11 protein-coding genes are annotated in these 12842 nt (G+C 42.9%); 5 read left to right on the top strand and 6 right to left on the bottom strand.

Annotated features, from left to right (window positions below):
• Positions 1 to 100 precede the first annotated feature (100 nt).
• The 3 genes from ACXJY6_RS12255 (at position 101) to ACXJY6_RS12245 (ending at position 3318) form a co-directional block, all read left to right on the top strand.
• Positions 101 to 1033 carry an FG-GAP repeat domain-containing protein gene (locus tag ACXJY6_RS12255; RefSeq protein ID WP_458768526.1) on the top strand — a complete coding sequence of 311 codons (933 nt, stop codon included), beginning with the start codon at positions 101 to 103 and terminating at the stop codon, positions 1031 to 1033.
• Positions 1034 to 1134: 101 nt separating this feature from the next.
• Positions 1135 to 1773 (top strand): glutathione S-transferase family protein, encoded by a 639-nt coding sequence (locus tag ACXJY6_RS12250; RefSeq protein WP_458768586.1) that lies wholly within the window; start codon positions 1135 to 1137, stop codon positions 1771 to 1773.
• A gap of 243 nt (positions 1774 to 2016) precedes the next feature.
• Positions 2017 to 3318: a hypothetical protein gene (locus tag ACXJY6_RS12245; protein ID WP_458768525.1), complete on the top strand. Its 1302-nt coding sequence runs from the start codon at positions 2017 to 2019 to the stop codon at positions 3316 to 3318.
• 113 nt (positions 3319 to 3431) lie between these two features.
• On the opposite strand, the gene ACXJY6_RS12240 is transcribed toward ACXJY6_RS12245, so the two are convergent.
• From ACXJY6_RS12240 to ACXJY6_RS12230, 3 genes are read right to left on the bottom strand one after another with little or no spacing between them, the layout of a single operon-like run.
• Positions 3432 to 6233, bottom strand: coding sequence for an Hsp70 family protein (locus ACXJY6_RS12240; protein WP_458768524.1), 2802 nt, complete (start codon positions 6231 to 6233; stop codon positions 3432 to 3434).
• A gap of 46 nt (positions 6234 to 6279) precedes the next feature.
• A complete protein-coding gene (locus ACXJY6_RS12235; protein WP_458768523.1) occupies positions 6280 to 8184 on the bottom strand; it encodes an Hsp70 family protein in 1905 nt (634 codons plus the stop codon).
• The gene (locus tag ACXJY6_RS12230; protein WP_458768522.1) at positions 8184 to 8804 is read right to left on the bottom strand and encodes a DUF2760 domain-containing protein; all 621 of its coding nucleotides are present in this window, start codon (positions 8802 to 8804) and stop codon (positions 8184 to 8186) included. The genes ACXJY6_RS12235 and ACXJY6_RS12230 overlap by 1 nt, the downstream gene beginning before the upstream one ends.
• A gap of 247 nt (positions 8805 to 9051) precedes the next feature.
• Between ACXJY6_RS12230 and ACXJY6_RS12225 the strand changes: the two genes are divergently transcribed.
• On the top strand, positions 9052 to 9582 hold the full coding sequence (locus ACXJY6_RS12225) for a 3'-5' exonuclease (protein ID WP_458768521.1): 531 nt from the start codon (positions 9052 to 9054) through the stop codon (positions 9580 to 9582).
• A 276-nt stretch (positions 9583 to 9858) separates the two neighbouring features.
• The gene (locus ACXJY6_RS12220; protein WP_458768520.1) at positions 9859 to 10857 is read left to right on the top strand and encodes a branched-chain amino acid aminotransferase; all 999 of its coding nucleotides are present in this window, start codon (positions 9859 to 9861) and stop codon (positions 10855 to 10857) included.
• A 104-nt stretch (positions 10858 to 10961) separates the two neighbouring features.
• On the opposite strand, the gene ACXJY6_RS12215 is transcribed toward ACXJY6_RS12220, so the two are convergent.
• From ACXJY6_RS12215 to ACXJY6_RS12205, 3 genes are all read right to left on the bottom strand, one after another.
• A complete protein-coding gene (locus ACXJY6_RS12215; RefSeq protein ID WP_456049839.1) occupies positions 10962 to 11189 on the bottom strand; it encodes a glutaredoxin family protein in 228 nt (75 codons plus the stop codon).
• 81 nt (positions 11190 to 11270) lie between these two features.
• Positions 11271 to 12137: an AraC family transcriptional regulator gene (locus ACXJY6_RS12210; protein ID WP_458768519.1), complete on the bottom strand. Its 867-nt coding sequence runs from the start codon at positions 12135 to 12137 to the stop codon at positions 11271 to 11273.
• A 140-nt stretch (positions 12138 to 12277) separates the two neighbouring features.
• A complete protein-coding gene (locus ACXJY6_RS12205; protein WP_458768518.1) occupies positions 12278 to 12817 on the bottom strand; it encodes a peptidylprolyl isomerase in 540 nt (179 codons plus the stop codon).
• Positions 12818 to 12842: the final 25 nt, after the last annotated feature.

The raw sequence follows: 12842 nt of genomic DNA, 5'->3' as shown, positions 1-12842 counted from the left end.
AAACATCTGAGATATAACGATAGGTGTGTTATTTTCTAAAATAACACACCTTTTTTGTTTTACTTCTCTACTCATGATGCTTTAACACGGAGGCGATATTTTGCGACTATGCCAACTCCATTTTCCATTCGTAACACGACTTCGTGTATTGCTGTTTGTAACATTATCTTTGGTGTTATTACCAAATGTAAAAGCAAATGAGTTAACGATTACACCTGTTGAATTGAAGCCAAATACTGACAACATTGAAAAAAGACCGGGGCAAATCCCTTTAAGTCGAATTGCTTATGGTGACAATGATGTGTCAACGGCATGGTACACCAATGCGACCGAGCGTTATCCACATGGGATTTTGGGCGATGAAAGTGAAGCGGCAACCCTTAATATTGAAACGCGTGAAGGTAAGACTCTAGAGTTTTCGTTACCCAACACACGAGTATTTGAAGATTTAGAACCAAGAGTAATCGATCTTGATGGCGATGGTATTGATGAAATTATTACGATTGAAAGCGACACTGAACTCGGCGCGTCTTTATCTCTATTTCAGGTAGAATCTAATGCTATCGTCAGAGTAACATCAACTCCCTTTATCGGGCGTTCGTTTCGTTGGCTAAACCCAATTGGAGTGGGAGACTTTGATGGTGACAGTGTCACTGATATTGCCCTTGTTGTAACACCACACATTGGCGGCAAGTTACATGTCTATCGCTACACGAAATCAGATCTAACCTTGCTTACTGAATATCTTGGTGTGAGCAACCATCGTATAGGCAGCACCGAACTTGGTTTGGGGGCTGTTGCTCACTCAGTTGAAAAAGAAGGTCAAAGCCAAACAGAAAAAGATTTACTGATAGTACCCGATCAAGCACACCAAGCTCTTGTTCTGTTGGAATGGGAAAATGGTCAATTACAGGAACGCAGTAGAGTGTCGTTACCAAGTCGTTTAGAGACGTCACTTACGCCCGCTGGACCAAACCAATGGACATTTACGTTGATAAATGGTCAGTCGTTCACGTTAACATTACAGATGTGATAACTGAGGTTTGAAATCAACCTCTGGTTCTTATGGTCGATATTCAAAAGAATACGGTTATGAGTCAGAATATCCAAAATGCATATGACAAGGAGTCAAATTTGTTCAAGCTTTACTATTATCCCAATAATGCGAGTCTAGCGCCTCATTTTATACTGCATCACTTAAAGGCTGACTATGAGTTATTATTAGTTGATAAAAAGTCGGACTTTCATAAATCAGCGGATTACCTCAAGCTAAACCCAACGGGGCGAATTCCCACGTTAGTTGTAAATGACCAGGCTATTTTCGAAAGTCCCGCTATTTGCATCCATATCTGCGAATTTTACCCTGAGTCAGAGTTAATGCCATCTATTGGTGATCCTAAACGGCCTTTATTTTTTCAATGGCTTGCCTTTTTGAATAATACGTTACAAGCAGAAACCATGGTTCGACATTATGCTCACCGTCATACTAATGATGAAACCACAATTCCAAATGTTGTTGCTGCGCAAGAGGATAGAATTGCTGACGCACTATCAATTATTAATGATCAACTTGAACACAACGACTACTTTCTTGGCGATACTTTAACAGCATGTGATTATTTCTTGTTTATGCTTGTAGGGTGGGTGTTATCAATAGAGAAATCACCGCTCAGTTTCAAATACCTAGCGGAGTATCTGAATAAACTGAGTTTAAACCCAACGATTCAAGCGGTTTGTGACATTGAAGGGATAGATTTAGCACCATTTAAATAATACGAAAATAAGTCATTACAATACTTCTACTTATTTTAATTTACGAATTTATTGCTTTTAATACAACGTTGGTTCTCGGTATTGAGAGCAAGCTTTATTAAATTTTAAAATCATTAACTCCTAATATTTACGCGATAACTATCATGCTAGAGTCGCTCAAAATACATAATTGAATTTAATATAGTAAACACATCACAGGTGTCGGTATTACTATTTATTTGATCAGATTGATTTTGGGTGACAATGAAAAAGAACATGAAGTTTGGCCTATTAGCATTTGTAATTTCCGTTAGTTTATTTGGGTGTCAAGCCGATAGCGGCGCATCTACTGGCATATCTCAGTCTACCGACGAAACTACAGATGAGACCACTGATTCATCTACTGACGAAATTACAGAAGAGCTTACTGACGACACTACTGAAGAGGTGTTAGTTTCAGATAGTGATTATCTTGCGAGCTGGTTGGAAGGTTCTTGGGGGATCACCCAACGAGTCGATGGCGGATATAAACTTGATGCTTCTGCGGGGTCATCCGACTGGCAAGCTGGAGCCGAGGAGATTGTCGCTAACATTCCGGCAGCAGGACATGTGATTACATCGTTTACACACCCCGCTCATGCATATCTATTTACATTGCGAACGAATAATAATATCGATGTCGCTGCCATCCACCCAGAAATGGTGCCAGCGATAGAACACGAGCAAATAATTCTTGATGTCATTGATATCTACCGCGATGCAGGAAAAAAGGTCATTCTTTATTTAAATGCGGCTGGCCCTTCAATGGCAGAGGAGCGTGGAGACCCAGAAATTCAAGAAGCATGGGAAGATTACTTTAACGACGAGTGGGATGGCGACGAAGGTGCGGCTTGGCGCAACTTAGTGTTGGGTTATGCTGAACGATTCGATGGATTAGTCGATGGGTATTGGTTAGATAATGCGAGTAATTTGCCTGGTGAACTGTCTGAATTTATCGAAATGTTACGCAGTGTTGATCCAACGCTAGCGATTGCTGTTAACAAATCAAAAGCCTATTTTACCGACGAAGACGGTAACTTTTTGTATGTTGATAGTGATGGTACAGATGATGAAGATGATTCCGACTATAAAATCGTTAAACATGTACCATTAAATGAATATGGCGATTTCACCGCAGGGCATGTCACTCCGTTAGGTAGAGGGGCACCACCTAACTCATGGGGTTATGAAGAATATACGATCCCAGATATGGCCGAAACACCGTGGGAAAGCTACGACGGAAGCAATAATACGCTCAAACATGGCTGGTTCCCTATAAGAAACTCATGGAGTGGCTCAAATGCTGACCTTGTTTTTGAGGTTGAGCAAGCCTATCGATTTGTTCGTACTATTACCGATGATGGTGCTGCAATGACGTGGTCAACGACTCAAACGGATGGTTATATGACATCTGATGAGATGGACATCATGATAGAAATCAACGATAGAATGACACAGAGCCCGAAAGCCGACTACGCAGAATATGTAAGACCTGAAGGGGCATATCTAGTCGGTGACAGCGAGTAAAGCAGCTATTTCGTTATCTGTTTTTAGGTCGGTTCAGAGAATAGATGTCTGACATCTATTCTCTTTATTATTTTCGTTTAACAAAGCTAAGTAGCGAAAACAAACTCGTTGTTTTATTCTTTTACCAATCTAAGACCATTAGGAAGGCTATCACCGAGTAAACGTTTTGCTTCGCCTTGATCTAATGAGGAGACTTCTGTCATCAAAACTTTCCAACTGGCAGGACATTTCACACCATTCAGTTTTTCCAATACGCGTTCACGCATCGAGTCTGAAATATCGAGTAATCGATCACCTGTTTTACGACACATCATCACGACGGCAAAAACCAGCATTTGATCTTGTTTCCAATCGAGAGGTAGTAGCTTTTCTAACCACTGTTCGGCTTGAGCACGAGGAATAACCTTATGAGCACTGCCATAAAATAATGAACGTGATGCTAATCGACCGACCGCCCACCAATGGCTCTGGCGATAGTCGGTACTATTTTGAGCCCGAGCGATAAACCAATTCGCCAATAACGTTTTGTCTTCTACCTCAAGGTGCTCAAGTGACGCGGCGAGGCGAACCATCGCGTCGTAACCTTTTTGGTAGGCTTCATTATTGGACTTGTTACGATGTGCGCCTGGGTGAAGGTACTTGGCAATCGCGGCCAACAATTGTTCTTGTTGATCTTGATCTAAACCACCACTGACTCGACGCCAACAAGTCCACCAATCACTCCATGTTTGCTGATCTTTGCACTGAATACCCTGAGAGAAAACTTCCCAAAGTTGTTTAATTCGCCATTCATCGACGGCATCACCAAAGCCTGGACGAAGTGAAAAACCAGTTAAGCGCAACCAATGTTTTTCATGTAAATCCGAACGACGACGTCTTTTTTTTCCTTTTACAATGGCATCAAACAGCGTTCTGAGCGTTTCAAAGTCCCACTCTTCGCGTGCACCTAATAACGACTCCAAATCCTTATTAATTCGCTTGATAGCTTTGTCGTCTTTATTTGCTCGATTGGCACTGTAAAGCTGAGCAATAACCTCAGTGGCTTGAATTAACTTTGGATTGGTTTTCTGTGGCGAAGAATTACTTTGAGTTGATTGATTACGCACTTCAAATTCGAGCAACCAACGTTGGTCGCTGTCTTCAGTATTGACACATTCAACCTGCAGTGTGCCGACAGGTGTTAGTTGACTCGCTAGGTAGACTTCTTGACGTTGTTTTTGGTTCGCAGCAAGTTCAGAATCTGTATCGCCAGCTAAAGAGCTTATATACGGTGGAAGTGGGTGAAACTGCTCAGTATTAAATTGGGTCAGTAAGCCATTCTGGATTGGCGTATTTGGGTGAACGGTATCGTGAGTTGTGGTCAATAAATTAAAACGAACAGGTTCACCTAAGGTTAATGCAAAACGGCGGCTGGTCAGACGAATCTCTTGGCTCTCTTCGGTTCCTTTCGCTAACAAACAAATCGCTTTGTCTTTGCCGTTTTCGGTCAGTTGAAGAAAATACGAACGGGCGACACCGCCACCAATTTTAAGTTGAGCGCCACGTCTCGCTTTTGCATAAGAAACCGCCCCAAGTGCAACAGACAAATCCGGGTGAGGGTTGTCGAGTAAGGTGACAGGATCACCTTTCCAACCTTCCAAAACCTCAGCCATGCGAGTCTCAATCAGTGGACTGTTGAAGACACCACCATTGAGTAGTAAACCGACTGGCACTTGAGTTTCATTATTGTCGCCACTGGCTTGGCGGGCGATCTCTTGGTGCTGATGTAAAAATTGAGCTACGTGTTTTGATACCGCAGGATCCGATACGTACGGCAGCCCAAATTCGACAACTGCACGTTGCCGTTGAGAGGGATGTTCGTCAAATGAGGTCACAGGGAAGAATCCATCAATCGCGATGTTTTGCACTTCTTCCTTCGACAATGCGACCGACTTGGTACCACCGAGCAGCTTTGAGCCACTGCCGAGTAACGTAATTTTAGCGCTCTCTGCTGCATCTTCAATTAACAAGCTTTCTTTCGCATGACGGGTTTGTTGAATAAGTTTACTAAGCCGTGCAGCCGATAATTTCTGAGCACCGTTTAAGCGTTGCTCGGTTATATGAGCGAGAGCAAGGTCGATGTTGTCTCCACCGAGCATTAAATGTTCGCCGACACCGATACGGTTGAGACTTAACCCGTTTTCGTCATGTTGTGCGGAAATTAGGCTTAAGTCTGTGGTTCCGCCGCCAACATCGCACACCAAGACCAGTGGAACGTCTTTGAGTTTCTCTTCTGCGACATCTTGATAGCGTGCATACCAATCGTAAAACACCGCTTGGGGCTCTTCGAGTAATAATATTTGGCTTAAACCAGCAAGTTCCGCCGCTTCGAGCGTCAGTTTTCGAGCACTTTCATCAAACGATGCCGGAACCGTGACAACGACTTCTTGCTGTTCTAACGGGAAGCTAGGATGATGAAAGTTCCACGCTAAGCGGATGTGGTTTAAATAACTGGCGCTAGCAATAAGTGGCGAGACTTTTTCGGTATCTTCGTTGGCAGCCCAAGGTAAAATTGCTTCCTTACGGTCGACCGCTTGGTGTGACAACCAACTTTTTGCACTCGATACTTGTCGTCCTTCAACTTGAGCGCCTAAGTTTCGTGCCCATTCGCCAATAATGGCTAGTGGAAAATCTCCTTCGACTACACTGGCTTCCCACGGAAGTTGAAGATCTGATTCAAGTATTTGGCCTTTGGCAGGATGATAGCGAAATGAAGGTAATAGAGGCCTACGTACGACTTCTCCAGGTCCAACGAGCTGATCAATCTGGAAAATTTCTACCGGGCTGTTTTTTAACTCTTTGGTATTTTCACAATAGGCGACAACAGAATTCGTCGTGCCAAGGTCGATGCCGACAAGGTATCTCGGAGATGCCATAATCACTCTCTTGAAAAAAACGGCACCCTAAGATGCCGTAAATTAATTACTCAGATTCTGACGTTGTCTCTTCACGGACGTCAAATTCAACTTGCCAACTTTGTCCACTATCACTGGCAATCGCAGATAAACGCAGTGTACCGACTTCAGTTACATCAGCGGCCAACGTAACGGGAACCACTTGGCCTTGAGAGCGACCTTCAGAGACAGGAAGAGTCATTAGTATTTCTGGTAATTCTACCAATTCATCATTACTCCACGATTCTAAATGGGTTCCTGCAATATCATCACGGCGTACCGTTGAACCAAAGAATTGAAACTCAACGGGTTGGCCAATGATCAAGCCGAATTCTTGAGTATCTAACGTAACACTTGCGCCTTCTTCCATACCAAACGGTGCTACACACAAAGCTTCTAATGGTGGTGCCATGCCCGGAATCGCAGGCATAGAACTTTCAATTCCAACGTAATACGACGAAGCGATACCACCGCGAATTCTGACGCCATCACCTTTGCGAATCGTACTGTAGTAGGCTGCGCCTTGTGCTACCGCCAGATCCAAATCAATCCCTTGTAGTGCTTTCGCATTAGGGGCTTGTGCATCGGTTAACCATTGATTCAATGTCGACAGCAAACGATTCGCGAGAAGTGATGATTTTAGAACCCCACCATTGAATAGAATCGCCGTGGGTTTAATGAATTCTGCTGTGGGCGCGGCACCAGGCATTTCTCCAGGCTTTTCTCCAGGAATTCCAGCAAATGACATATCAAATGGTGAGACTTGTTCCGCGTCTTGATTTGCATTGGCTTGCTTAGTCAGAAATGCCGCGATGTGGCGCGTAATACCGGCATCTTGCGCGTACGGTAATCCCATTTGAGTTAATGCGCCGCGTGCTCTTTGCGCTGGCTGTTCGGAAACGTTCACAATAGGGAAGAATCCGTCAACTAAGGTTTGCTGTACTTCGTCACGGGTTAATTCTGTTTTTAGTGTTGCGCCGAGTAATTTAGATCCGCGGCTCGGTACGACAATTGAAACTTCGTTAATATCGTTGTCGCTAAGCAAGGTTTCTTTAGCATCACGGCAGGCGTGCATCATCGCTTGTACTTGCCAATTTTGCAGCTCTTTACCTTGTTGAGCTAATTTCATTTTCAAACGGTAGGCGAGGGCGAGATCCATATTATCTCCGCCAAGCAAAATATGTTCACCTACTGCGATTCGGTTTAACGCGAGGTTACCATCTTCTTCAGTCACTTCGACTAAAGATAAGTCGGTTGTTCCGCCGCCAATATCAACAACCAAAACAATGTCGCCGACATTCAGTTCATCACGCCACTGATCGCCATTTTTATCGATCCAACTGTACAGTGCAGCTTGCGGTTCTTCTAAAAGGGTAAGATGTTCAAATCCAACAGAGCGTGCTGCTTCAGCGGTAAGCTCTCGTGCACCTGGATCAAAAGAGGCTGGTATTGTCACCGTGACATCTTGCTCAGAAAGTGGAGCATCAGTGAATTGAAAATCCCACGCTTCAATAAGGTGAGCGAGATATAATTCCGTTGCTTCTACCGGGGAAATCTTTTCGACATCCTCAGGGCTACCCGCAGGAAGTATCGCTTCTTTACGGTTAATGCCAGCATGACATAACCATGATTTCGCACTCGAAACCAAACGAATTGGCGTTTTACTTCCAAGATTTCGCGCAACAGCCCCAACTAACGCTAACGGCTCTGTTGTCCATGGAAGCGCTCGTGAGCTGACATCCATTTCATGTTCGTGGGGTTGATATACAAATGACCCCAACTGATTTAATGATTCAACCGTTCCTGGTCCTGTCATTTGCGGCACGGAAAAAACATGAACTAGCTGCGAATCTTCTTGATGATCGACGTACGACAGTACGCAGTGTGTTGTCCCTAAATCGATACCAACACTATAACGTGGAGAATGTTCCATTACAGTTCAACCTCTGCTGGCGCAACGATAGACGCATCAAAATCTTGAGAAACTTGCGGCAGTGTAATGCTATTCACTTTCCAACCTTTGTGAATAAGCGTACCAGTGAACGGAGCACTTCCAGTAACATTACCGGTTAAGCGAATGGCTTGAGAATTAAATCCTTCTTCAACCATAACTCGAGACTCTTCGTCTTCTACACGTACAGGACTAAGAGATATGTATTCTTTAAGTAATTTCTGACCACCGCTATGAATAACACGAGCTGCGGCACCGACTTCTTCATCTGAATAAGCGGTCACATCTTCATTTAAGAAATCGATCAATCGAGCTTCTTTTTGCATTAGTGATAATAATTGCATGGCTGAATCGGTCGAAGCACTGTGGACTTTAGATTCAACTTGAACGACTTTCTCGACAATCTTTTCAACTTCTACGACTTTTTCGACTTCAACAATTTTGTCGACGGTTTTTTCAACTTCAACGATCTTCTCTATCGGCTTTTCAATCACTTTACCTTTACGAGTCGCGGCAATGATTAGAAAAAGTACGCTACTTGCAGCCAATCCAGCGTGAAGCATATCGAAGGTTTCAGGAATAATATTTAAATCGAAGTTCATAACAAACACTCAGCTTTATTGATAAAGCTCGGAAACACAGGCTCCAAGCTGAAATTAATGAGGATAAATTTGGCCAGATATTACCACAATCCGTTCGAATGTAAGATTCCGTTTACTTCTTATTACGAATAATCTCTTCTATTAGTACATTATTTGTCCACTGATAAATATACAACTAGATAAAGCATCGATTTTTTTTATCAGTTCGGTATCATCGCGGCAGAATATAGAAAAAGGTAATGGAACTGTGAATCACAACCGTATCGTATGTTTTGATCTGGAAATGTGTTGTTGGAACACTGATGGTGTTGGCACGAGTGGCGAAATTATTGAGATTGGCTTGGCAGAAATTGATGTCGAAAAAGGCGAAATAATGAAGCGCGCGCAATATTACGTTAACCCTGAGCACGACGAAATCTCTCCATTTTGCACAGAGTTAACCGGTATCACTCGACGTACGATTGAAAAGCAAGGAAGAACGCTAGAACAAGTGCTGAAAAGTATGATCAAGAATTTTGGCGGTGCTAATAAGATTTACGCGGCGTGGGGTAGAGATGATCTTATATTGCAGCAAGAGTGTGAGAGTAAAGGGCTGACAATGCCATTTAAGGAATACATCAATCTTGCGACCTTATATCGCATTCAACATCGATTAAAAGATAAACGTATCGGTCATCGCGATGCACAGGAAAAGTTAGGTATCGAGTGGGAAGGTCGGCAGCACTCAGGCTATGTTGACGCGCACAACTTGGCGAAAATAGCGTTAGAAATGCTCTAGCGTCAAAGATAAGCTCTATGCACCATTGTTCGAATAAGTAAAAAATCTTTTTCTACAGAGCATTTGGTTAAGAGCGCCAAAATTGATGTTATTTAACAAATTTCTTTATTATTTCAATAAATATACTGTGAATGCGCATCAATGGCATAATCCCACTTTCTTATAGACGTAAACTGTTTTAGTATTCTGTAGCTAAGTTTTGGACACCTAATCATCATCGCCTGGCCAAACTTGCTCATACACTCATTTCGTAATTTCATTTAGTAGGAAATCATAATGGCGGCTTTTGGTAGCGTGTTTATGCCGAAAATGGCATTAGCAACATTCGAAAATAATCAATGGTCTGACACTCAGATCGTTTCATCAGATAGTATTTCTCTTCATCCTGGCGCACACGTCTTACACTATTCAAGTACTTGTTTTGAAGGCTTGAAAGCATTTCGTCATGACGATGGTAGCGTCCATGTTTTCCGTATGGATCAAAATATCGAGCGTTTCGCGCAAAGCAGTGAATTATTGTCTCTTCCTCAAATCGACAAAGAACAAGTGTCGAACATGATTAAAGACATCGTTGCACAGTATGCGGCCGATGTACCTGTACCTCCAGGTTCAATGTATATTCGTCCGACTCACATCGGAACAGAAGCCGCGGTAGGTAAAGCAGCAGCGCCATCGTTAACTTCATTTTTATATATTTTGTTGTCTCCGGTGGGGGATTACTTTGCCGGTGGCTCTTGTGCATTGCGTTTATTGTTGGATGAAACGGGTCAACGTTGTGCGCCGCATATGGGAATGATTAAGAGTGGTGGTAACTACGCAAGTGCCCTTGCTCCAACTCTAGAAGCAAAGAAAGAGTATCAGGCCGATCAGATCTTATTCTGTCCAAACGGCTATATTACCGAAACTGGTGCGGCCAACTTCCTAATTGTCGATGGCAATGAAATCATCACTAAGGCATTAGACTCTAGCTTCCTTCATGGTGTAACTCGTTCAAGTATCTTAACCATTGCTAAAGACTTAGGGATGACAGTATCAGAACGTGAAGTCTCAGTAGAAGAGCTTTTGGAACGCGCAGCAAAACCAGGCGTTGAAGCTATGCTTTCTGGAACCGCTGCGGTACTAACTTCCGTAGGTACACTGATTCACAATGGTGTTGACTACAAAGTAGGTTCAGGCGAAGAAGGGCCAATGGCTCAAAAACTGCGCCAAGCACTCAATGATATCCAATGGGGTAAAGCACCCGATACTCATAACTGGTTAACGAAAATCGCTTAACACGATTGAGTAAATTTATCGTATAAGTCAGATTCGCAATACAGAAAAACCAGCGTAGTTACGCTGGTTTTTTATTGGGTATGAGATAAATAGAGCTTTTCTGTTTAGCTTTTATAGATCTTCTCAAAGTTCTTTTGATTCCAACCTACCATCACCTGATCGCCAATTTTAAGAACAGGTATAGTTCGCGCGCCCATTGCTTGAAGTTCTTTACGACCGCGTTGCATTTTCGCATTGGTCAAACGGTACGGATAGCCTTTTTCATCCAAATAACGCTGCGCTTCCTTGCAATGTGGGCACTTGTCAGCAACATATAAAACCAGTCTTTTCATTCTTAATCTCAATGGGTTTAACAGTAATTAGCGTTCATGATACGGAATCAAACTAGAGGTGCAATACATCCTCGACAGAATCTAGTCTTTTAATAAGAACCAACATTCGGTTACCAGTTCGGTTTCTGCTACTTCGTGTTCGAAATTCTGATAACAAAATAGGCAGGGGAGTTCGCCAAGTTGTTCTCCAGATGTTGGAAGCCATTCGCGTAACATCGGATAAATAGTATCACTGATATTATCTCGCGAGCCTTTATGTACAGCAATCGCGTAACGGCCCTGAGGTAATTCGGTTTCTGTGACGCTAGGATCGGAGATCACCAAATTTTTGGGAATCGTGAGGGCGAGATCAAACCGAAACTTCTCAGGGTCTGTTGTTGCTGGGTCATCATACGCCAACCCGAATGCGTCTCCCGCAGAAGGTTTTATGCTTATTGGTTGTGATTTCGCCCAACTTACGAGCTTGTTTACGCTAATACCCAAATCCTTTGGATCTCCACGGTGCTCGATAACGGCTAAACGACGCGACTCAATCTGCTTTATTTCAACATTAATATTACGTTCCATAATCTTTGTTCCTAGCTTTGATATAACATAAGGAGGGCTTTTCCACATATCCCAACTGCCTTGGATTCTGAACTGCTTAGGCGTGAGTCCGGTTGCGTGTTTAAACGCTCGGGTAAACGCTTGATGCGATTCAAACCCAGCATCAATGGCGATGGTGATGATGGTGGTAGTGTGGTCAATAATTAATTGGTGAGCGGCTCGTTTGAGGCGCAACCAACGAATAAATTGTTGTAAAGATAGCCCGGTATAAGCGGTAAAAAGACGATGAAAATGGAACTTTGAAAAGCAGGCGACATCCGATAAACACTCGAGTGATAGATCATCGTCTAAGTGTTGTCCTATATATTCAATAACGGATTGGATGCGTTGTTCGTCGTTCATTGTTCGTCCTCTTGATACCTGAAATAGAAGTGTATGGAATACTGCTATTTCAGGTTTAACCATTCTTGCTCAATCGTATTGTTTAAACGAAAATGGAATTAAGAGAATACCAACTTAATAAACGTCGGTTGCTGAGTCGCTTATTCTTGCACAGAAATGCCATTAATCATGATGGTATCATTCGGTCTGTCGGCTCGGCCCGTTTTAACCGCGGCGATCGCGTCGACAACGTCAAGACCTGAAGTGACTTTACCAAAGACAGCGTATCCCCATTTTCCAGGGTTGCCATCTAAGAAAAGATTGTCTTTATGATTGATGAAAAACTGACGAGTGGCTGAATGAGGAGCATTGGTACGCGCCATAGAAATGGTACCACGTAAATTACTTAAACCATTTTTCGATTCATTTTCGATTGCAGAAAGCGTTGGTACAAGTTGGTTGGCGCTATCATAACCACCACCTTGAATCATAAAGTCACTAATAACACGGTGAAATGTTGTGTTTTTATACCCATCTTTTTCAATATAAGCGAGAAAGTTGTCGACTGAAGCCGGCGCTTTATCGGCGTATAGCTCGAGTGTAATTTCTCCTTTTGTTGTATCTATAACAACGATAGGGTTTGTTGCAGCGAAAGATAAAGTACTGAACAGTAGGGTACATAGAGATATGAGTAATTTCATTGATTAGGAATCCTTAATTTGTGCG

The sequence above is a fragment of the Vibrio phycocola genome, from assembly GCF_054404255.1.
This window is presented reverse-complemented; position numbering and strand designations above follow the sequence as displayed.